Genomic DNA, 20,813 nt, shown 5'->3' on the forward strand with positions numbered 1-20,813 from the left:
GCCCGCTCAGGCCCAGATCGCCATTCTGAGCCCCCCGGCGTCGCGTTCGGGCTCCGGCGGGAAGGACTGCGCTTCGCCCTTCAGGATCCGCTTGGCAATGATCGAATTTACCGCCGCATCGACCAGATCATCCGCACCGACGCCGGAAGGGGGCGGCTGGTGCCAGAAATCAGCCGGGAAGCCGAAGCGCTCCAGAAGCGTCCGGCGTTCCTCGATGCCGGGTATGGAGCCTTGGCTGCGGATCATTTTCGGCAGGCTCATGGGCCTTTCGCCGTTCAACCGCCAGAAGCCAAGTTCGGGATGAACCTCGAAGACGTGCACCTCAAGCTCGGGCGTCATCAGCGCGTCGATCTCGCGGATCTTGGGAAACAGGTTGAAGGCCTGTTTGGAGACCTTGCGTGGCGGCTCGGAGGTGGCAAGGGCTGCCGTGCAGGCCTCGCGATAGTCCTCGCACATCACAGCGGCGCGCGTAGGGACCGAGAAGACGGGAGATTGCCGTTCGCCGAGATGCGGGCAGGCGCAGCTTTCCGGGCCACGTTCGCCGGGGCCTGAGCGTTCCGCAAGGCCGATGGGCATGTCGATCGCGAAAATCGCCGGGGCGGGGCTGAGTGCCAGAAGGTCGGTAAATTGTCTGAAGAGCGCAAAGCGTGGAGAAAAATCCGGACCGATTTCGCGCATGACCGCGATCCAGTCGCCGGGGCAGCCGTCGACGCCCGCAACGAGCGGGCGGGTGCCGTCCTCACACACGTTCCCTCCGTTCCATGATCCGCCGGGAGGTCACCATCGCCATCGGGCGCACGATCGTCTGCTGGTATTCGGTCAGCATCTGTTCGTCCGAACCGGCCTTGGCACTGCGTGCCGCCATCTCGAAGGTGCCCGAAACAGTCCGCGCGAGAGCCGTCTCGTCATCGGAGCCCTGCAGCAGTTCGGCGAGGAACAGTGCGGCTAGAAGGTCGCCAGTACCGTGGGGTACGCCGTCCACTTCCGCATGTTCCACCGCAAAGGCGCTGTGCGGGGTGGCGAGCAGCGTTGAGAGAGATTTCTTGCGCAGAGCTGGCGCGGAGGAAACCATCACGCGGTCGGCGGGAAGGGTGCGGGCCGCGGCGAGGGCGGCCATCTCCGTCTCGATTGTGCCGCCGGTGAACCAGCTCAGTTCGAACAGGTTCGGCGTCAGGATGTCGGCGCGGGGCATCAGCTCGTTCTTTTGCGCAGCCACCGTTTCCGGCGGCACGTAGAGCGTGCCCTCGTCGCCGATGATCGGGTCGCACAGGTAAAGCGCGTCCGGGTTCTGCTTCTTCACCGCTGAGATAAGCTTGCCGAGCGTCGGGCCCTGATGGGCCGCGCCGAGATAGCCAGTCAGAACGGCGCCGACCTCGCCCAGCCAGCGCGCGCCGATGAGATCGTCGACGATCCCGGCGAAGGTTTCTTTGTCCGGGATGAGCCGGGTGGAGGGGCCATATTTCGGGTTCCAGCCGAGCAGGATCGTCGGTAGATGCCAGACCCGGAAGCCGAGGCGTTCCAGCGTGAACAGCGAGGAGCGCCCACCCACGGTGCCGCGCACCACCTGCGAGGTGGCGACGATGACGGCTGGTTTGGGGCGGGGAGAGGAGGGCGGTGTTTCGGGTGTGTCTGTCATGTTCACTGCGGTCACGCGGATTTGGCGGCCGGACGGCTTTCGCCGGGGCCGAAGCGGGCTTCGATATAATCGAGCACCATTTTCTTGAATTCTTCCGCAATGCCGGACCCGTGCAACGTCTTCACCTTTTCGCCGTCGATGAAGATGGGGGCCGAGAGCGTCTCGCCCGTGCCGGGCAGCGAAATGCCGATATCGGCATGCTTGGATTCGCCCGGTCCGTTGACGATGCAGCCCATCACCGCGACGTTGAGCGCTTCCACGCCCGGATATTTCTGCCGCCACAACGGCATGTTGTCGCGAATGTGATCCTGAATGTCGCTGGCGAGCTCCTGGAAGACGGTCGAGGTTGTGCGCCCGCAGCCCGGGCAGGCGGCAACCACCGGCACGAAGGCGCGGAACCCCATGGTCTGCAGTAGTTCCTGCGCGACCTGCACCTCGCGGGCCCGGTCGCCGCCGGGTTCGGGGGTCAGCGAGACGCGGATCGTGTCGCCGATGCCCTGTTGCAGCAGGATGCCCATGGAGGCGGAGGAGGCCACGATGCCCTTGGTGCCCATGCCCGCTTCCGTCAGGCCCAGATGAAGCGCGTAGTCGCAACGCTCCGCCAGATCGGCATAGATGGCAATCAGATCCTGAACGCTGGAGACCTTGGCCGACAGGATGATCTTGTCGCGCCCCATCCCCAGCTCTTCCGCGCGCTCCGCCGATAGGAGGCCGGAGCGGATGATCGCCTCGCGCATGACGTCGGTGGCGGGCACGGGATGCGCGCTGGCTGCGTTCTCGTCCATCAGGTGCGTGAGAAGTTCCTGATCGAGCGAGCCCCAGTTGACGCCGATCCGGACCGGCTTGTCGTTCTTCAGAGCGATGTCGATGATCTGCGAGAACTGCGTGTCGCGCTTGGCGCGGAACCCCACATTGCCCGGATTGATGCGGTACTTGGCGAGCGCCTCGGCACAGGCCGGGTGATCGGCGAGCAGCTTGTGGCCGATATAGTGGAAGTCGCCGATCAGCGGCACGTTGATGTTCTTCAGCATCAACCGGTCGCGGATATGGGGGACGGCGGCGGCGGCCTCGTCGCGATCGACTGTGATACGCACCAGTTCTGACCCGGCCCGCGCCAGCGCCGCGACCTGGGCAATGGTGGCTTCCACGTCGGCGGTGTCGGTGTTGGTCATCGATTGCACGACGACCGGCGCGTCACCGCCCACGGTGACGGAGCCGACCTTGACGGCAACGGAATGGTGGCGGGGCTTGAGCAGGGTGGGATGTGTCATCGCCGAAACGGGGTCTCTCGGATCAATCTTTGGGCAGGGCGCTTCCGCCTACGCAATTAGGGCGCGGCGCCGTGTGCGCTAGTCTTCTAATGCAAATCGGCCGCAAGTGAAATCGGATCTATGCGGATTAAGGGGAAGCGGAGCACCTGCGGTGTAGCTTGCCCACGCTGGATTCCGGATCTGGTCATGCAGCTTGCGCTGCAGACCGTCCGGAATGATGAGCACGTGAGGGGTTGTAAGCACACGCGAGCGATGTGTGAGCAGTATGCGGCGCGTGCTTAGAACTCAGGCCTCTCCGGCCATCTCCCGGCAGCGAGCGCACAGGCCGCGGATTTCCAGCACTGAGCGGCGCGGTTCGAAACCGGCCTCCCTGGCGATGGCAGCGATCGGGCCCGCAAGCTGGATGGAAGTGACTTCATCTGCCGCACCGCATTTGTCGCAAAGCAGGAACACCACCTCGCCGCCCTCGTGCACGTGGCAGCAGGCGACGTAGGCGTTGCGGCTTTCGATGCGATGGACGAAGCCCTGCTCGGCCAGGAAATCCAGCGCCCGGTAGACGGTGATCGGTGCGGGGCGCGGTCCGTCGGCGGCGAGCCGGTCGATGATGTCGTAGGCGCTTGTCGGGACATGGCTTTCAAGAAGCGCTTCTAGCACGCGACGGCGCTGGGCCGTGAAATTCACCCGGCGGTCGGCGCATGCCGTTTCCGCCCGTTGGAGCGCATCGCTTTCGCAGTGCGCATGATCGTGATCTTCGTGTTCAAACACAGGGCGCGGTCTTCGTTGGAGGTGGAAGGCCCGGTGTCCGGCCAGGCGGGCAGCGCGGGCTCATCTCCCTCAAATCTCGTCTTTCGACGCTTAACATATACGCATGACCCAGGCCATGCGGGAAGTGTTGCAAGGAACGGGGTGGAAAGAATATGCCCTAACGTCAACTATTTTGTTGCGACGCAGCATCTCAGATAATAAGTCATTTTCCTGAAACCGATGGGGCTGCTGGCACGTTGATTGGACAGATTCCAAGATCATATTTTGGGAGTTTCAAAGATGCTGAAAACAAGACCGCTCTCGTCACCGGCTCCACCTCCGGTATCGGGTTCGCCTATGCGCGTGCATTCGCGTCTGAAGGCGCCAATATCGTTCTCAATGGGTTTGGAGATACGGACGAGATCGAGAAAACGCGAACGGGCATCGAAAAAGAATTTGGCGTCATCTGTCGCTACATCGGAGCTGACATGACCAAACCCGATGAGATCGAGAAGATGATCTCGCAAGCGGAAGAGGAATTCAGCGCGATCGATATCCTTGTGAACAATGCCGGGATCCAGTATGTGGCGCCGGTTGACGAGTTCCCGCCGGAGAAGTGGGATCAGATCATCGCGATCAACCTGACCTCGGCCTTCCACACGATCCGCGCCGCGTTGCCGGCCATGAAGAAGAAGGGCTGGGGCCGGATCATCAACACCGCCTCCGCGCATGCGCTGATCGCCTCGCCCTACGTGGCGGCCAAGCACGGCATCGCCGGACTGACCAAGACGGTGGTGCTTGAGGTGGCGGAGACGGGCGTGACCTGCAATGCGATCTGCCCGGGTTACGTCTGAACACCGCTTGTGGAGGCGCAGATCCCCGACACGATGAAGGCGCGGGGCATGAGTGAAGAGCAGGTCAAACGCGACGTCCTGCTGGCCGCCCAACCGACGAAGAAGTTCGTCACCGTTGACCAGGTGGCCGCGATGGCTATCTTCCTGTGCTCCGATGCCGGTGAAACGATCACCGGATCGCTGATGAGCATGGACGGGGGATGGACCGCGCACTGATACGAGTGCCGCCTCGACCTTCGGGCCGGGGCCCCTCAGCGCGTCACGATGATCTGCGTATTCGCCTTGCCGTATTTCTTCACCAGTTCGAAAAGCTTGCGCGCATTGTCGGGGTGCAGCCGGACACAGCCGTGAGAGGCGGGGCTGCCCAGGTGACGGACCGCGTTCGTCCCGTGAATGGCGAAGCCGTGGTAGAAGAAGACCGAATAGGGCATCGGTGAGTGGTGGTACTTCTTGGAGTAGTAGCGCTCGTACATCCGCGTGGGGCGGAAACTGCCCTGAGGGGTGCGGTAACCACGCCTTGCGGTCGAGACTTTCCACGAATACCGCTTCCAGCCATTGACCGTTACTTTCATCCTCTGGTCCTTGAGGCTGATGGTGGCGGTCACTTGCGCCGCCTGCGCACCGTTATCCGAAAAGGAACCAACGAAGACAAGCAGAAAGACGATGGCGGTCGCGGCAAGCAACCGTCTGAACAAAAGCATCTATCCCTCCCAGCCGGGATTTATGATGTAGGCAATAAAAGCTCCCGGCCGGAATATTGCAAAGTAAACTAATCGTTAAAGTAAAAAAGTAAATGTGACGCAACGGCCACGGCGCTTTGCCGCACGAACGCGATCTCGCAGGCGTAAGCAAGCGCATTGTTACGACCGGTCTGACGTCGCTCATGAGTCGGTCAGGAGCAGTGTCTGGTCACCGTTTCCGGTTAGCAGGATTGAGAGCTTCAAGAAAACGAGGGCGGCATGATCGGCAGGTTCGGAAAGGTCGGAGGGATGTTTGCGGCGGGGATCGTGGCGATCGGGCTTGTGAGCCTTGTCGCCAGCGGCACGGCGCAGGCGGAGCGCATTTCGCACTTCAAAATCGGCAATTGGGACGGGGGCGCCTACACCCATTCCAAGACCGGCGCCTTCAGCCATTGCGCGGCCTCCGCCAACTACCGGAGCGGGACGACGCTGATCTTTTCCATCCACGAGGATCTGAACTGGGCCTTCGGTCTCGTCAATTCGAAATGGAAGCTGAAGGTGGGCGCGGAATACCCGGTGCGTTACTGGATCGACCATAGCCGCGACTATATGGGAACGGCCGAAGTGGTGGCCGAAAGCCAGGTGAAGGTGCCGCTGCCCGGCGATGACCGGCTGTTTGCGCGCGTGCGCCGCGGCCGCATGATGACGGTGCAGGCTGCCAACACCACCATGAATTTCTCCCTGACCTCGACCAACCGCATGCTGTCGTGGTTGTTCGAATGCGCCCGCTACTGGCGCAACCGCGATCTGGGAACGGAGATGAACCCCTTCTCCAACGACAATGGCGGTGGTTCCAACAATCCCTTCTCCGACGAGGAGGAGAACAAGGACACGGGCAATCCGTTTGCCCGGCCGGAGGAAACGTCCGCCGGCTCAATGCCCGGATCGCCCCTGCTCAGGGAGTTCAACCTGATCGAACGGTGACGCCGGGTGCTTCGCGAGAGTGTGCGTAGCGGGCCCGAAGTGCCTCGCCGACAACACTTTCCATGCTAAACTGCGGGATCGGGCGACGGTGATTCCTCCCCGGTTTAGGTGGCCGGTCCAGTTGGTAAGACCAGCCTAGCCTTATCGCATTGCCGGGCTTGAACCGTCCGCCACAACGCAGTCACTCAGAGAGTACCGGAATTCCTGCATGAGCCTCGCCCGCGACATTCCCTTGCTGCGCCAGGTGCCGCTTCTGGGCGAGTTTTCCGACGAGCAACTCCGTCTTCTCGCCTTCTCGGCGGAAAACGTGATGGCTACGCCCAATGATGTCATCTACCGCGAAGGCGAGCGTTCGGACGCAAGCTACGTGATCATCTCCGGTGAGGTGGCGCTGAGCACGGCCGGCAAGGCCGATGGCAAGGGCAAAGGCAAGAAGGACGGCGGAGAAGGCGAAACCGTCACCTGTGGTCCCGGTACGCTTCTGGGCGAAATGGCGCTGTTCATCGAAACGCACCGCCCAAACACGGCCGTGGCGGTCGAGCAGACGGAAATGATCCGGATCCGCCGCGCGCTGTTCAAGCGCATGCTGCAGGAATATCCCGAGATCGCCCAGGCGATGCATGCAAGCCTTGCCCAGCGTCTGCGCTCCACGACCGGGGAATTGCTGAAGGTCACGGAAACGCTCGACGCGCTGAACGTCACGCCGCTCAATACCAAATCGAAATAGAGAACGGGCCTTGGAGCTTTTTCCGCTTCGAAGGTGAGTTGCGGAAGTGTGTCCGTTTCAGTCGTATGGCCCATCCTTCGAGACGCGCTCTGACGAGCGCTCCTCAGGATGACGTTATCGTGGTGTTGGTTTTGAAGAAGCGAGCCCCACACACAACGTCATCCTGAGGAGCCCGCGCGAGCGGGCGTCTCGAAGGATGGGCCATACAGCAAGCCGGAGCCGCACCTTTTCACATCATGCGTTTGATGCGAGGGCGGCTCCCATTTTCAGGCGGCCGTTTCGTCCTTCATTTCCCACGGGCGATGGCACCAACTGGTCGTGCCGGCGGTGTCGTGCATCGGGGGCACGAGCTGGCGGCAGATGTCGGCGGCGCGGGGGCAGCGCGGGTGGAAGGTACAGCCCGGCGGCGAGGCGATCGGGGAGGGCAGTTCGTCCGTCAGCACGATGCGCTCGCGCTTGCCTTCGGGATCGGCCACCGGCGTCGCCGACAGCAGCGCCTGGGTATAGGGGTGCTGCGGGCTTTCGAAGATCGCATCGCGCGAGTCCTGCTCCACGGGGCGGCCTAGATACATCACCATCACCTCGTCGGCGATGTAGCGCACCACCGAAAGATCGTGGGAAATGAAAAGATAGGCCAGGTTATGGCGCTTCTGGATGTCGCGCAGCAGGTTCAGCACCTGCGCCTGAATGGAGACGTCGAGCGCGGAGGTCGGCTCGTCGAGCACCAGGATCGACGGGTCCAGCATCAGGGCACGGGCGACCGCGATGCGCTGGCGCTGACTGCCGGAGAACATGTGCGGATAGCGGTCGTAGTGCTCGGGGCGCAGAGCGACCTCGTCCATCATGGCGCGGGCCTTTTCCTCACGCTGCTTCTTGGACAAGGTTGGTGTTGATCAGAAGCGGTTCCTCCAGGGTCGAGCCGGTCTTCTGACGCGGGCTGAGCGAGTCGTAGTGGTTCTGGAAGACGATCTGGACCTTGGAGCGCAGGCGGGCGAGCTGGCTTTTCGAGGCGTGGACCACATCGGTGTCGCCGATCTGCAGCGAGCCGCCGCTGGCCGGTTCGATCATGGTGACGAAGAGCGCCAGCGTGGACTTTCCGCAGCCCGATTCACCCACGACCGCAAGCGTGCGGCCGCGCTTCAGCTTGAAGCTCGCCCCATCCACCGCCTTCAGGATCTTCGGCTTGCCGAAGCGCCTTGTGGAATCTCGTAGTACCGCTTGATGTCGTCGGCGACGAGAACGGTCTCGTCGAGCTTGCGCGTCGGATGGGGTCGGGATTCGTTTTCGAAGTCATTTCGGTCTCAGCCATCATGCGGCCTCGTTCTGCGGCTCGCCGGCCAGAAGCGGCGTGTGGCAGAGCCCACAGCCCAGTGCCTCGCCAGCGGGAGCGGGCTGGATCTGCCGGCAGCGCTCGGTCGCAAACGAGCAGCGCGGCGAGAACAGGCACCCGGTCGGGCGGTCGAACTGGCCGGGCACGACGCCCGGGATCGAGGGCAGTTCATCGCTCGTGGCGCATTCGGGCAGGGCGGTCAGCAGGGCCGCGGTATAGAGATGATGCGGGTCGCGGAAGAGACCCTTGACCTCCTGCTGCTCGACCTGCTGACCGGCATATTGCACGATCACGCGGTCGGCCGTTTCCGCCACCACGCCCATGTCGTGGGTATCAGGACGAGCCCCATGTCGGTCTCCTCCTTGATCTTCATGAGGAGTTCCAGGATCTGCGCCTGAATGGTCACTCACGTCGAGCGCCGTCGTCGGCTCGTCGGCGATCAGCAGCTTGGGGTCGCAGGCGATGGCCATGGCGATCATCACGCGCTGGTTCATGCCGCCGGACAGCTGATGCGGGAAGGACGTGATGCGGCGCTCGGGTGCGGGAATGCCGACCATGCGCAGAAGCTCGATCGCCCGGTTCTTGCGTTCCGAACCGAGAGATCGGTGTGCTTCTTCAGCGTCTCGGTGATCTGGAAGTCGACGGTGAAGCACGGGTTGAGGCTCGTCGTCGGCTCCTGGAAGATCATCGAGATGTCCTTGCCGATGATCTTGCGCTTGTCCCGGGGGCGCATCTTCAGCATGTCGCGGCCCTGGAATTCGAGCTTGTCGGCTGTGGAGTTGGCGGTCCAGGGCAGGAGGCCGATCACCGCCAGCATGGAGACGGACTTGCCAGAGCCGGATTCGCCCACGATGGCGACGATCTCGCCCGGATCGACGGTCAGCGAGACGTTGTCGACCGCCTTGAAGCCGCCGTTCAACGTCGCGAACTCGACGGATAGACTGGAAAATTCAAGGAGGGACATGATCACGATCTCTCCAGTTTGGGATCGAGCGCATAGCGCAGGCCGTCGCCGAACAGGTTGATGGCGAGAACGGTCCGCAGGATGGCGACGCCCGGGAAAGTGAGGACCCACCAGGCACGCAGGATGAATTCGCGCGCCTCGGCCAGCATGGTGCTCCATTCGAGAGTGGGTGGTTGCGCGCCGACGCCGAGGAAGCCCAGTGCCGCGGCATCGAGGATCGCCGTGGAGAAGGACAGGGCGGCCTGCACGATGAGCGGCGCCATGCAGTTGGGAAGCACGGTGACGAGCATCAGCCGGAGGCCCTTCACGCCCGCCACGCGGGCGGGCGTGACGTAGTCGCGCGACATCTCGCTCATGACGGCGGCGCGTGTCAAGCGCACGTAGTGGAGTTGCTGCACGATGGCGATCATCGCGTTGGTGAGCGAGGAGCCGAGGATGGCGACCAGAACCAGCGCCAGCAGCAGGCTCGGGAAGGACAGAATGATGTCCATCACGCGCATGATGATGGTGTCGACCCAGCCGCGCATGGCACCGGCGACAAGGCCGAGGCAGATGCCGACAACGAGCGCGACGGTGACGATCACGCAGCCGATGAAGAGCGAGTAGCGCGAGCCGTAGATCAGCCGGGAGAGCACGTGGCGGCCGACCGCGTCGGTGCCCAGCAGGAAGCGCGGATTGCCGCCTGCCGTCCAGGTCGGGGGAACCAGCAGTGCATCGCGATACTGGTCGGTTGTGGAGTGGGGCGCGATGAAATGCGCAAACAGCGCCACGAAGACGATGGCGATGAAGAAGAGCCCGACCACCGCGCCGCGGTTGGTCGAGAAATACTGCCAGAACTCCTTGAAGAGCGCGATACGGCCGGTGGACCGCGTCGGTCCGGAGGTGGCAACTGAGCTATCCGCCATGACTTACCTCGTGTGCCGGATCTTAGGGTTGATCAGTCCGTAGGTTACGTCGACCAGCAGATTGACCAGCATGACGATGATCGCAATCAGCAGAAGTCCGCCCTGAACGGTGGGATAGTCGCGGCGGAAGATGGAATCGATCATCCATTTCCCGATCCCCGACCAGGAGAAGATGGTCGGTCAGGATGGCGCCGGCAAACAGCACGCCGACCTGCAGGTCGACGGTGGTGATGACCTGGATCATGGCGTTTCTGAGCGCGTGCAGGCCGATGACGCGGATCGGCGGCAGGCCCTTGGCGTGGGCCGTGCGCACGTAATCCTCGTCCAGCACTTCCAGCATGGCCGAGCGCGTCTGGCGTGCGATGACGGCGAGCGGAATGGTGCCCAGCACGATGGTTGACAGGATCAGGTGACTGACGGCCGATTCAAAGGCGCCCGACTGTCCCGAAAGCAGGCTGTCGATCAGCATGAAGCTGGTGATATTGGGGAAATAGTAGAGCAGCGATATGGGGCCGGACACCGGGGTCCAGCCGAGAATGCCGGAGAACAGGATGATCAACAGTAGGCCCCACCAGAAGATTGGCATGGAATAGCCGACCAGCGCCGTGCTCATGACCGCGTGATCCGGGGTCTTGCCGCGAAACAGCGCCGTGATGACGCCTGCGGGAAGTCCGACGATCACCGTGAAGACGATCGCGCACAGCGACAGTTCCATGGTGGCGGGGAAGAGGGTGAAGAATTCGGAGATGACCGGCCGCCTGGTGGCGATCGACGTACCGAGGTCGCGATGGAAGATCCCGACGAGATAATCGAGATACTGGCGCCACAAAGGTTGGTCGAAGCCGAGGCCAGCAGGAGAACCGGGTCACCCGGCAGGAGCCGGATGAACAGGAAAGAGATCACGGTCACGCTGATGAAAGTCGGAATCAGCAGATCGATCTTGTTTAGGATCAGACGAAACATGAGGTACCGATGAACCTGTGGGTCGCTACCGCTGCCGTTCAGGCAAGGGAAATCCCGGCCGCATACACGGCCGGGATCAATTTGTCGAAGTTGCTTACTTGATGTCGACGTCATCGAAGCGGTGGTAACCCAGCGGGTCCTGCACGAAGCCGGTGACGTTCTTGGCAACGGGCATGAAGACGGTCGAGTGGTCAGTGGTTGCCCAGGGCGCCTGCTCCTTGAAGATGACCTGAGCCTCTTCATAGAGCTTGGTGCGTTCCGCCTCGTCAGAAGTAATCTTCGCCTTGTGGAGCAGCTCGTCGAAGGGCTTGTAGCACTACTGCGAACGGTTGGCGCCGCCGACGCCGTCACAGCCCAGTAGAACGGCCAGGAAGTTGTCCGGGTCGCGTCCAGCCCAGCAGCACCGCGCCATCGCGCTTCACGTCGGAAGAGCGCTTCAGATACTCGCCCCACTAATAGGAGACGATCTCGACCTTGACGCCGACCTTGGCGAAATCCGCCTGGATCAGCTCGGACATGCGCCACGCATTCGGGTTAATAGGGACGCTGCACGGGCATCGCCCGGATCTTCATGGAAAGATCCCTAACGCTGGCTTCCTCGAGCATCTTCTTGGCAGTTTCGGGATCGTACGGATCGTCCTTCACCGCGTCATTGTAGGACCACATGGTCGGCGGTATCGGGTTCTTGGCGATCTGGCCGGAGCCCTGGAAGACGGCGTCAATGATGGCCATGCTTGTTCATGGCCATGTTCAGCGCCTTGCGGACCTTCGGATTGTCGAAGGAAGGCATCTGGGTGTTGTAGGCCATGTAGCCGACGTTCAGAACGGCCTTTTCCATCAGGTGGTTGATGGAGGTGTCGACCTTCATGACCTCGATGTAGGCCGGGTTCGGATACGGCATGATCTGGCATTCGCCGGCCTTCAGCTTCTCGTAGCGAACGGAGGCGTTAGGCGTGATGGCGAAGACGAGATTGTCGAGGGGTTCCTTGCCCTTCCAGTAGTCCGGGTTCGCCTTGTAGCGAATGACCGCGTCCTTCTGGTAGGCGACGAACTGGAAGGGGCCGGTGCCCAGCGGCTGCTGGTTGAGAAGCTCGGGCGTGCCGTCGGCTTCCAGCTTGTCGGCATATTCCTTCGACATGATCGAGGCGAAATCCATCGCGAGGTTCGCGATCATCGGAGCTTTGGGACGGGTCAGGATGAACTTGACCGTGTAATCATCGAACTTCTCGATCTTCTTGATCAGGTCGAGCATCGACATGGCGTTGAAATATTCCCACGACCCGTTGGAATAATCGAACCACGTGCCTTTCTTCTTGGCCTGACGATCGAAGGAGAAGATGACGTCATCTGCGTTGAAGTCGCGCGTCGGAATGAAGAAGTCCGTCGTCTGGAACTTCACGCCCTTGCGCAGATGGAAGGTGTATACGGTGCCGTCTTCGGAGACATCCCAGCCTTCCGCAAGACCGGGTTCGGTCTCCGTCGAGTTATGCTTGAACTCGACAAGTCGGTTGTAAACCGTGCGCCCGGCGGCGTCGAAAGTAGTACCTGCGGTATCAAAGTGCCGGATCGAAACCCTCGGGGCTGCCCTCGGAGTAATAGACCAGGTTTTCGACAAGGCCGGTGCGGCCAGAAGCATCGCGACGGAGGCGATAGCTCCGAAACACGTCGTCTTCTTTATAAACATGATTGTTCCTCTCTACTGAAGATACCGGAAAAATATTTCCACCCTCCAAGGTGCTGTTTGCGGAAGTTCTGCGGTATTCAGACAGCGGATTGCACTCTGTTTCCCAGAAAAACAAGTCGTAATGACTGGAAAATGATGTCTTTTTGACACAACCCATCTTACATGGCGCGTTCGTGCAGTCGGAGTTTTACGTAAAGTTCCCGAGGTAAGACCTAACACATGAGAAAGCGTCAAAACACATTGTCATTTATGTGGAAAATCCGCCAGTCGCCAGATAGTCGCGCTCAGGTTGTGTGATCGTCCGCGATAGCACGTCGTTGCGATGGAGAAAGCGACCGAAGCGGCGGATGACGTCCATGTGGATCAGGGCGTAGAGATAGGTCGTCTGCTCTCCGTTCTGGCGGAAGAGGTTGACGCTCATCTCCTGTGCGGCCATGTCCTCTGCATGTTCGAAGGGTAGGAAGAAAAAGGTGCGGGCCTCGCGGAGGAAGGCGCGGTGAAAGCCGTGCGCGTCGTTCTGGAAGAGATTGCGGGAGAATTGATCGAGCACGAGGATGAGCGCCAGCGATCCGTGCGGGGTCTCCGCCCAGCCGTCGAAACCGCCCCTGGCGGCGACGGCGTTGATCTCGCCGAAACGCTCCCTGATCTCGGCGTCGAAGCCGTCGTCGCGGGCAAACCACTTCATCGCCCCGGCGCTCCACCAGAAATCCAGAATGTCGAAGGGATCGGCATGGGTCGTCGTCACGGGTTCCTCCTTGAACGCCATTGTCGATGATCCGGTTTTAGCCTTTTCAAGAAAGAGCGGACATGCTTTTGTCGCGCCATGACCGAAAGTAATCCTGCCTCAGGCTCCCGTCCGGCAGACCGTGCCGCGCGAGCTCGACCTGCGCGGCCTCAATTGTCCGATGCCGGTGCTGAAGGCCGGCAAGGCGCTGCGCGCGCTGCAGCCGGGCGAACAGATCGTCGTGCTGACGAGCGATCCGCTGGCCGGGGTCGACATTCCTCATCTGTGCCGGGAACAGGGCCATGAACTGGAGGAAAGCGGCCGGGAAGGCGGGATTTCGCGTTTCGTCATTCGAAAGCGCGGTTGAGCGGCGCTTCAGACAGCCTTGGCGAGCGCGTTCATGGCGCGGGCGAGATCGATATCCTTCTGCGTCACGCCGCCTGTGTCATGGGTGGACAGCGTCACCTCGGGCCTGTTGTAGACGTTGAACCATTCGGGATGGTGGTCGGCCTTTTCCGCCGCCAGCGCCACGCGCGTCATGAAGCCGAAGCATTCGGAGAAATCGGCGAACCGGAAGGTTCTGGAGATGGCGTTGCGTCTTTCCGTCGCGCTCCAGCCGTCGAGCCCGGCCAGCGCCGTTTCGAGATCCTGCGCGTCTAACGGTTTGATTTCGATCGGCATGGATCTTTCCTCCGCGGTTTGAAGTTGAAAGGCGAGAGTTCGGTTCAGATCGAAGATGTAGGGCGTGGCTGTTTCATTCCAGCCGTCGTGCGCCTAATCTTTTCTTAGGGCAGGGTTCGCTCCTGCCTGTCGTACAAGCCGTAGGGAGCGACTTGATGGGTAGTATCAGAATAGCTCACAACGCATGGGTTCTCGTAGGCGATGGGGAGAAGGCCCTGTTCCTGAAAAACGGGGGTGAGCCTTTTGTGCCTAAACTGAAGGTCATTCAGGTTCTGGAAGATGAGAACTCGCCGGACCGGGATCAGGCCGCGGATGCGCCGGGTCGTCAGGTCGATGCGCTCGGGCCCCATGTCAGCGCCATGGAAAACGCCGACTGGCATGTGCTGGAAAAGGCGCGGTTTTCCAAGGTTCTGGCCGAGGCGCTCAACAAGGCGGCGCTCGCCGAGGAATTCCACGATCTCGTTCTCGTCGCCCCGCCGCTCACACTTGGAGCTTTGCGCAAGGCGCTGCACAGCGAGGTTCTCACGCGCATTTCGGCGGAAGTCGACAAGACGCTGACCGGGCACAGCGTGGGGCAGATCGAAAAGATCCTGGTCGACAAGGCCTGACCTCACGCCCGCACGACATGAAGAGCTGACGGTTGTTGCGGCGCGTTTTACGAAAGACGCGCCGCGACCCGGATCTTCAGGTCACGACCTTCTCGAGTACCGGCTCACTGGACGCGATGCGCTCGTAGCCGAAGATGGAGAGGTCGAGGGTTTCATACCGTCCTAGAACGATCCATTCCGCCACCGCGCGCCCCACGCCGGGCGCCTGTTGCAGGCCGGGGCCGGAAAAGCCGTTGGCGAAGATCAGGTTCGTCACCTCTGGATCGGGGCCGATGATCGCGTTCTGGTCGAGCGTGTTGTAGTCGTAATGCCCCGCCCAGGCCGGGCCGCACCGCTTCGAAGGCGGGGACGCGGTAGGCGAGCGCGGGTCAGATGATTTCCTCAAAAAGCGGCCAGTCGGGATCGAAGTCGTCGTCGCGCGCGCGCCGGTTCGTTTCGGCCGACGGCGACATGCCGCAAATGAAGGTCTCTCCTTCCGGGCGTACGTAGACGCCGGAGGTGTCGACTATCAGCGGCAGACCTGGCACGGGGCCCTTGCAGCGGAAGGTGAAGATGGAGCGCTTGCGCGGTTCCAACGGCGGCGACATCGCTCGCCGAGGGGTCGGCGACGTTGATCACCAGCCCGCAGGCGATCGTCTCGCCTGACGCCAGCACGACATGAGTGAGCCGCGATCTGTCGCGCGTCAGATTGACGACCTGTCGGTGAGGATCTCCACGCCGTCTTCCTTGCAGGCCGTCTTCAGCAGCGACAGCAGCAGGTGGGCGTCGAAGCAGCCTTCTCCGGTGCGGCCCCAGGTGGCCGGCCGCGATGCCTTCGATGTTGAGCCAGGGGAAGCGTTCCAGCAGCGCGTGCGGCTCGTCGAAGACGATATCGGCGCCTTCGGTCGACTGGACTGCGTGGTTCTTCCCCAGGACGGGGCGGCCGGACTCTTCGGCCAGAACCAGATAACCGCTTTCGGTGAAGTCGATATTGGCTTCACGCCCGAAGCGGTGCTTGAGGTCGCGGAAGAAGTCGCGTCCGAAAAAGGAGAGGCGGATGTTTTCGGGGGTGAATTGCTGCCAGATGGAGGTGGCGGAAAGCGTCGCCGCCGCACGGGCATAGGCGGGGTCGCGTTCGATGACGGTGACGGTTCCGTCGTATTTCAGATCGCGCTTCAGAAAATGAGCGATCGGCAGGCCGATGGCGGCCCCGCCGACAATGCAGACGTCGCGTACGAGCACGGATTGGACCTCCGGAAAGAGCGGTTCGGTCTATTGTCGTGAAGTTTTCTTGTGCGAACCATTTGTCATTTGGGCTTGTGGCGCGTGCGCCATTCCTGGCGCAGGCGGGAAAGGAAATCCTCAAGGCTGTCCTTCAGCCAGAACCCGAGCCGGGTTGCGCCGGTATCGAGCGCCTTGTCGGTGAGCCAGGCGGGGGGGCGCTGGTAGAAGAGACGGTAGAACAGCAGGATCAGCAGTCCGTTCAGGCACCAGGCTATCAACGTGTCGGACAGGAAATGCCCGCCGAAGGCGACCCGGTTGAGCGACACCATCGCGCCGATGGTCACCGTCACATAGACCGCCGGGCGGCGCCAGGTGAGCGGCAGGGCGAGCGCGAAGGCGACGAGCCAGGCCCCCGACGAACCTTCGCCGGAAACGAACGAACAGTTGGACTGGCAGTAATCGGTGAAGCGCCAGACCGGCACGTAGGGAAGATCTCCGCCGAATAGGTCGACGTTGTGCGGCCGGGGACGGCCAGAGACGGCTTTCAGGATGCCGTTGGCCATCAGTCCCGGGCCGAGCGTCAGGGTGATCAGCAGGAAGAGCGGCCCGCGCAAGGGAACAAGCGGCGGGCGTTCGGACAGGACCAGCTTCAGGAAGATGACGAGGCCGGAGCCTATTGCGATCAGCCAGACGAACATGGGGCCGAGACTGCGCAGGCGCTGCAGAAAGTCGCTGTGGCGCGCGGTAAAGCCGCCGAGATCTGCGTGGTGATAGAGGCCCGAGGCCCACAGATCAATGCCGGGGAAGATCAGGAACAGGGCGGAGATGATCGCCGTCGTCCACAGCAAACCCGGCAGGGGATGGTTCCAGCCGGCGCGCAGAATCCGCCCCACGCCGCGATAAAGCGATCGCGTCAGACGCAGAAGGAGATTTTCGGGCGGCGTATCAGACATGAACGTTCCGGCGGTTGGTGGGTTAGATCGGCTCAGTGAATACATGTTCGCGTTCCGACGCAAGCGTTCTTGGCGTGCGGTCGCGATCGGCCTCTCAGGCTGGACCGGACGAACAGCGGATGGAATAGTCGCACTGAACTTACTCAGGGAGATCGTTCATGGCACTCGCCTTCTGGTACGAATTCGCCTCCACCTACAGTTATCTTGCCGCCATGCGGGTTGAGGAGGAGGGACGAAGCCGCGGGATCGAGGTCGAGTGGCGGCCGTTTCTGCTGGGCCCGATCTTCAAGCGGCAAGGGTGGGAGAGTTCTCCGTTCGAGGTCTATCCGCTCAAGGGCCTCTACATGTGGCGCGACGTGGAGCGGCAGTGCGAGCGCTACGGTCTGCCGTTCATGCGGCCGGAGGACTTTCCGCAAAACGGGCTTCTGGCAGCCAGGCTCGCCTTCATCGGGTGCGCGGAGGGATGGACGCCCGCCTTTTCGAGCGCCGTCTACCAGGCGGAATTCGGCGAAGGGCAGGACATTTCCCGGCCCGAATTGCTGGCGGGCATCCTGATCGATCTGGTGCTCGATGCGGATGCGCTGTTCGCGCGCGCCGGATCGGCGGAGGTCAAGGCGGCGTTCAAGGCGCAAGGGGCGGAGGTGGAGCGGTGCGGCCTGTTCGGTACGCCGAGTTTTGTCGCCTCCGACGGCGAATTTTTCTGGGGGGACGATCGGATGGAGCAGGCTTTCGAGTGGGAAGCGCGGCTCGGGTAGGCGAGGTTGCCGTATCCATGTGAGATTGCATCCCCTCACCCTCTCCCCATGGGAGAGGGGATCTGTTCGTGCCGTGTTGGGCCTTCGGGGCAGTCGTCTTCGGAATGTGGTTCGTGGCACCATCTCTCCCTCGTCATCCCCGACTGGATCGGGGATCCATTGGCGGTGCGACTTTCTGCTGGCCTGAGACCGGTGCGCCGTTCGACGCACGTGATCGGTCCGGATAGTGCGGCGCGAACCGGGCCGAAGCTGCGCAGGAACCGCGCGCCGGAGCAGGTGCCATACCGAACGGATAGGACAATGGATCCCCGATCAAGTCGGGGATGACGGAGGAGAGTTCGGGAGAAGGCGCGCGCTTGTCGGCGATTGTTCCTGTCAGTTCCCGGCTGTCTGCCCGAGATAGGTCGCGCCGACGATGGGGCCGGGATGGCCGTTGGCATCCCGGCCCTGGATGAGGATCGCGCAGCCGCGCGCGCCGGACTTCATCAATTCGCCCTTCGGCATCTCGTAGGAAGCGGCCTTGCCCTTCCACATGTCGATCGTCTGCATGCGGCGCACCACGTTGTGATAGGTGATCTTGCGGCCCCGGTTTTCGCCGCGCCGGATCGTGATCTGACGGGCACGATCGAACAGGACTAGCCAGATGGTTGCCATCATGCCCGGCGTCCGCCCATCTCCAACGTCGACGGTCAGGGAATCGTTCGTCATGTGGGCGTTGACGTCGACGGGCAGGTCGCCGGAGGTCTTGACCGCGATGGAAATGGCGCGTTCGTCGGAGCCGATCGCATGGCGGCGACCGTTGATGACGGCTTGCGGGGTGTGGACGGTACGGTTGCCGCGCATAGGCGCACTGGTGGGCGCTGTTTTCCGGGTTGGCGAGCGTGTCCTTCCAGCCGAGATAACCCCAATAATCGATGGGCAGCGACAGGACGATCAGGTTCGGGTCCTCGGCAAGCGTGCCGAAGAGACGGCCGGCGGGTGGGCAGGAGGAGCAGCCCTGGCTGGTGAAAAGCTTGACGACCGCCTTGGGATTTGCATCCGCGGATCCGGTGAACAGGGCGCAAGGAACAGAAGGCCCGCACACAGGGCGATCGTGCGGCGTGAGATCTTCCTTCTCAAGATGTCGGCGGTCCCGTTCGACGGATTGGTCCGTTCCAGCATCCTCGTTTCCGTTCCTGACCCATTGTTGGTCCCGTTCGGGACCTGTTCTTGAGATGATTTCGGCTCACTCGCTCCCGCCGTCGCATGGGGGCAGGATGGCGGCGACACTAGTCACGGCCCGGATCAATGGAAAGTCACGTTGGGGTGACACGTCCGGTGTCTGCGGTCAACGGTCGCAAAGGGAGCGGGACGCGCAAGGAACGGGGGCGCAACGGCAGCTGGCCGGGCGCTTTCGCTCCCGACCGCTCCTGTCGGCGAGGGTCACTTTTGCGCGAGCACCGCGTCGATCTTGGGGATTAGGACTTCGCGTAAGGATTTGGGGTTGAGCGGGCCGATGAACTTGTAGCGGATGCGGCCAGTGCGATCGACGACGAAGGTCTCCGGCACGCCGTAAACGCCCCAGTCGATCCCGGCCCGACCCTTCTCGTCCACGCCGACGGCGTCATACGGATTGCCGAGCGTGCCCAGGAAGCGCAGGGCATTTTCCGTCTTGTCCTTGTAGTTCAGACTGACGAGGCGCACCTCGGGCCGTTCCGCCAGCGTTTCCAGAACCGGGTGTTCTTCCCGGCAGGGCACGCACCAGGAGGCGAAGATGCTGACGACCGTCACCTGATCCTTCAGGGCGGGACCGGTGCCGTTGTCGCCGATCAGATCGGCGGTGGAAATGCCCGGTACCTGTTTGCCGTCGCGCTTGAGACCTGCCAGTTCCGGCAGGTCGAACTGCGGCGCGGGCCGATTGATCAGAGCGGAGGGGATCTCGTTTGGGGCGCGGCCAACCTTCAACTGCATCAGGAACAGCGCGGCAAGCGCTGCAAAGATGATCAGCGGCAGCAGAACGAGGACCGGAACGCGACGGAGCTTTGCCGTCTCCGGCACGCCTTTGGTCTGCGGCGTCTCGGTTGCGTTGTCCTTCGACGACGTATCGTTCATGCCTTGGGATCCTTTGCGGCCGACCGGCGGCGCAGTCTGCGCGCTTCAAGCTCGGCCAACAGGGATTTCTGGTGGCGGAAATCGTACCGGATCCAGGCGATCAGCCCGCCGATGAGCACGAGCGAGACCGCATAGGATGCCAGGATGAAACCGGGATGATTGCCGAGATCTGGCAGCATCAGGACGGAGCCTCCACGGGGGCCTTGTTCGTCTTGGGCGAATGGGCGCTTGCCGTTGCCTGCACCGAGGTTGTTGCTCTGGCAACGCCCGCCGCACCTGCCGCCTCGTGCTGGCGCAGGGTGCGGATGCGACGCCGCAGGATTTCGCTGCGCATGGCGATGAAATGCAGCGTCATGAACAGGAGCGTGAAGGCGAGCGCATTTACGAGCAGCGGGATCAGTATGGACGGCGGCATGGACGGGCCGTCCATGCGCACGACAGATGCGGGCTGGTGCAGCGTGTTCCACCAGTTCACGGAGAACTTGATGATCGGGATGTTGATGTAGCCGACCAGGGTCAGCACGGCGACCGCCTTGCCCGCGCGGATCGGGTCTTCGATTGTGCGCCACAGGGCGATTATGCCGAGATACATGATGAACAGCACCAGCACCGAGGTGAGGCGCGCATCCCACACCCACCAGGTGCCCCACATGGGCTTGCCCCACAGCGAGCCGGTGACCAGGCACAGGAAGGTGAAGGCCGCGCCGATGGGGGCTGCGGCCTTTGCGGAGACGTCGGACAGCGGGTGCTTCCAGACGAGCGTGCCGAACGAGGCGATCGCCATCACCGTGTAGGCGAACATGGAGAGCCAGGCGAAGGGCACGTGGATGTACATGATCTTGACCGTCGCGCCCTGCTGATAATCCTCGGGCGAGACGTAGAGGGCGAGATAGAGCCCGATCGCCATGGAGACGACGGTTGCGCCCACGAGCCAGGGCAGCAGCCGGTCGGTCAGGCGCATGAAACGGGTCGGGTTAGCCAGATCGATGATTGCCATGGAATTGTTCTAATCCCGCATCGTTACGGCATCAATGCGGCGATGTGCGAAAGAGGGCC

The 20,813-nt window shown here is 62.3% G+C and carries 20 protein-coding genes and 5 pseudogenes; 6 read left to right on the forward strand and 19 right to left on the reverse strand.

What is annotated here, in order from left to right; genetic code table 11:
• Positions 1–6: 6 nt before the first annotated feature.
• The 4 genes from QNJ43_RS13280 to QNJ43_RS13295 all read right to left on the reverse strand — a co-directional run bounded on the left by QNJ43_RS13280 (position 7) and on the right by QNJ43_RS13295 (position 3,672).
• The gene (locus QNJ43_RS13280; RefSeq protein WP_300470711.1) at positions 7–747 is read right to left on the reverse strand and encodes a DUF429 domain-containing protein; all 741 of its coding nucleotides are present in this window, start codon (positions 745–747) and stop codon (positions 7–9) included.
• Positions 740–1,636 carry a pyridoxal kinase gene (gene pdxY, locus QNJ43_RS13285; RefSeq protein ID WP_300470713.1) on the reverse strand — a complete coding sequence of 299 codons (897 nt, stop codon included), beginning with the start codon at positions 1,634–1,636 and terminating at the stop codon, positions 740–742. The genes QNJ43_RS13280 and pdxY overlap by 8 nt, the downstream gene beginning before the upstream one ends.
• A gap of 11 nt (positions 1,637–1,647) precedes the next feature.
• Positions 1,648–2,907: a flavodoxin-dependent (E)-4-hydroxy-3-methylbut-2-enyl-diphosphate synthase gene (gene ispG / locus QNJ43_RS13290; RefSeq protein ID WP_300470715.1), complete on the reverse strand. Its 1,260-nt coding sequence runs from the start codon at positions 2,905–2,907 to the stop codon at positions 1,648–1,650.
• A gap of 285 nt (positions 2,908–3,192) precedes the next feature.
• A complete protein-coding gene (locus QNJ43_RS13295) occupies positions 3,193–3,672 on the reverse strand; it encodes a Fur family transcriptional regulator (RefSeq protein ID WP_300470718.1) in 480 nt (159 codons plus the stop codon).
• A gap of 248 nt (positions 3,673–3,920) precedes the next feature.
• Here QNJ43_RS13295 and QNJ43_RS13300 point away from each other — a divergent pair.
• Positions 3,921–4,721 (forward strand): annotated as a pseudogene (locus QNJ43_RS13300) (3-hydroxybutyrate dehydrogenase).
• A 35-nt stretch (positions 4,722–4,756) separates the two neighbouring features.
• On the opposite strand, the gene QNJ43_RS13305 reads toward QNJ43_RS13300, so the two are convergent.
• The gene (locus QNJ43_RS13305) at positions 4,757–5,206 is read right to left on the reverse strand and encodes a L,D-transpeptidase (protein WP_300470721.1); all 450 of its coding nucleotides are present in this window, start codon (positions 5,204–5,206) and stop codon (positions 4,757–4,759) included.
• Between the two features lie 258 nt (positions 5,207–5,464).
• Here QNJ43_RS13305 and QNJ43_RS13310 point away from each other — a divergent pair, with 258 nt between their 5' ends.
• Positions 5,465–6,169: a hypothetical protein gene (locus QNJ43_RS13310; protein ID WP_300470723.1), complete on the forward strand. Its 705-nt coding sequence runs from the start codon at positions 5,465–5,467 to the stop codon at positions 6,167–6,169.
• 208 nt (positions 6,170–6,377) lie between these two features.
• Complete coding sequence (locus tag QNJ43_RS13315) at positions 6,378–6,896, forward strand: cyclic nucleotide-binding domain-containing protein (RefSeq protein WP_300470725.1); 519 nt, start codon at positions 6,378–6,380, stop codon at positions 6,894–6,896.
• Positions 6,897–7,162: 266 nt separating this feature from the next.
• Here the strand turns inward: QNJ43_RS13315 and QNJ43_RS13320 are convergent.
• The 6 genes and pseudogenes from QNJ43_RS13320 to QNJ43_RS13345 all read right to left on the reverse strand — a co-directional run bounded on the left by QNJ43_RS13320 (position 7,163) and on the right by QNJ43_RS13345 (position 13,508).
• Positions 7,163–8,119, reverse strand: a pseudogene (locus QNJ43_RS13320) (dipeptide ABC transporter ATP-binding protein).
• An 85-nt stretch (positions 8,120–8,204) separates the two neighbouring features.
• A pseudogene (locus QNJ43_RS13325) lies at positions 8,205–9,190 on the reverse strand (ABC transporter ATP-binding protein).
• A 2-nt stretch (positions 9,191–9,192) separates the two neighbouring features.
• Positions 9,193–10,095, reverse strand: a complete 903-nt coding sequence (locus QNJ43_RS13330; RefSeq protein ID WP_300470727.1) for an ABC transporter permease subunit — start codon at positions 10,093–10,095, stop codon at positions 9,193–9,195.
• 3 nt (positions 10,096–10,098) lie between these two features.
• A pseudogene (locus tag QNJ43_RS13335) lies at positions 10,099–11,058 on the reverse strand (ABC transporter permease subunit).
• 94 nt (positions 11,059–11,152) lie between these two features.
• Positions 11,153–12,742 (reverse strand): annotated as a pseudogene (locus QNJ43_RS13340) (ABC transporter substrate-binding protein).
• A 247-nt stretch (positions 12,743–12,989) separates the two neighbouring features.
• Positions 12,990–13,508, reverse strand: a complete 519-nt coding sequence (locus QNJ43_RS13345) for a DUF924 family protein (protein ID WP_300470729.1) — start codon at positions 13,506–13,508, stop codon at positions 12,990–12,992.
• A gap of 100 nt (positions 13,509–13,608) precedes the next feature.
• Here QNJ43_RS13345 and QNJ43_RS13350 point away from each other — a divergent pair, with 100 nt between their 5' ends.
• The gene (locus QNJ43_RS13350; protein WP_300470731.1) at positions 13,609–13,833 is read left to right on the forward strand and encodes a sulfurtransferase TusA family protein; all 225 of its coding nucleotides are present in this window, start codon (positions 13,609–13,611) and stop codon (positions 13,831–13,833) included.
• Positions 13,834–13,841: 8 nt separating this feature from the next.
• On the opposite strand, the gene QNJ43_RS13355 is transcribed toward QNJ43_RS13350, so the two are convergent.
• Positions 13,842–14,135, reverse strand: coding sequence for a 4a-hydroxytetrahydrobiopterin dehydratase (locus QNJ43_RS13355; RefSeq protein ID WP_300470823.1), 294 nt, complete (start codon positions 14,133–14,135; stop codon positions 13,842–13,844).
• A 167-nt stretch (positions 14,136–14,302) separates the two neighbouring features.
• Here QNJ43_RS13355 and QNJ43_RS13360 point away from each other — a divergent pair, with 167 nt between their 5' ends.
• The gene (locus QNJ43_RS13360) at positions 14,303–14,755 is read left to right on the forward strand and encodes a host attachment family protein (protein WP_300470733.1); all 453 of its coding nucleotides are present in this window, start codon (positions 14,303–14,305) and stop codon (positions 14,753–14,755) included.
• Between the two features lie 76 nt (positions 14,756–14,831).
• Here QNJ43_RS13360 and QNJ43_RS13365 read toward each other — a convergent pair whose 3' ends face one another.
• From QNJ43_RS13365 to QNJ43_RS13375, 3 genes are all read right to left on the reverse strand, one after another.
• Entirely contained in the window at positions 14,832–15,140 is a 309-nt protein-coding gene (locus QNJ43_RS13365; RefSeq protein ID WP_300470736.1) for an FAD-binding oxidoreductase, read from the reverse strand.
• A complete protein-coding gene (locus QNJ43_RS13370) occupies positions 15,137–15,976 on the reverse strand; it encodes an FAD-dependent oxidoreductase (RefSeq protein ID WP_300470738.1) in 840 nt (279 codons plus the stop codon). The genes QNJ43_RS13365 and QNJ43_RS13370 overlap by 4 nt, the downstream gene beginning before the upstream one ends.
• A 65-nt stretch (positions 15,977–16,041) precedes the next feature.
• Positions 16,042–16,911: a phosphatase PAP2 family protein gene (locus QNJ43_RS13375; protein ID WP_300470740.1), complete on the reverse strand. Its 870-nt coding sequence runs from the start codon at positions 16,909–16,911 to the stop codon at positions 16,042–16,044.
• Positions 16,912–17,069: 158 nt separating this feature from the next.
• On the opposite strand from QNJ43_RS13375, the gene QNJ43_RS13380 reads away from it, so the two are divergent.
• Positions 17,070–17,666 carry a 2-hydroxychromene-2-carboxylate isomerase gene (locus QNJ43_RS13380; protein WP_300470742.1) on the forward strand — a complete coding sequence of 199 codons (597 nt, stop codon included), beginning with the start codon at positions 17,070–17,072 and terminating at the stop codon, positions 17,664–17,666.
• 375 nt (positions 17,667–18,041) lie between these two features.
• Here QNJ43_RS13380 and QNJ43_RS13385 read toward each other — a convergent pair whose 3' ends face one another.
• The 4 genes from QNJ43_RS13385 to QNJ43_RS13400 all read right to left on the reverse strand — a co-directional run bounded on the left by QNJ43_RS13385 (position 18,042) and on the right by QNJ43_RS13400 (position 20,754).
• On the reverse strand, positions 18,042–18,509 hold the full coding sequence (locus QNJ43_RS13385; RefSeq protein WP_300470744.1) for a DUF1223 domain-containing protein: 468 nt from the start codon (positions 18,507–18,509) through the stop codon (positions 18,042–18,044).
• A 579-nt stretch (positions 18,510–19,088) separates the two neighbouring features.
• Positions 19,089–19,757: a DsbE family thiol:disulfide interchange protein gene (locus tag QNJ43_RS13390; RefSeq protein WP_300470747.1), complete on the reverse strand. Its 669-nt coding sequence runs from the start codon at positions 19,755–19,757 to the stop codon at positions 19,089–19,091.
• Positions 19,754–19,936, reverse strand: a complete 183-nt coding sequence (gene ccmD, locus QNJ43_RS13395) for a heme exporter protein CcmD (protein WP_300470750.1) — start codon at positions 19,934–19,936, stop codon at positions 19,754–19,756. The genes QNJ43_RS13390 and ccmD overlap by 4 nt, the downstream gene beginning before the upstream one ends.
• Positions 19,936–20,754, reverse strand: coding sequence for a heme ABC transporter permease (locus QNJ43_RS13400; RefSeq protein WP_300470752.1), 819 nt, complete (start codon positions 20,752–20,754; stop codon positions 19,936–19,938). Before QNJ43_RS13400 ends, ccmD begins: the two co-directional genes overlap by 1 nt.
• Positions 20,755–20,813 lie beyond the last annotated feature (59 nt).

The organism is Breoghania sp., assembly GCF_030066895.1.
Taxonomy (GTDB): Bacteria; Pseudomonadota; Alphaproteobacteria; order Rhizobiales; family Stappiaceae; genus Breoghania.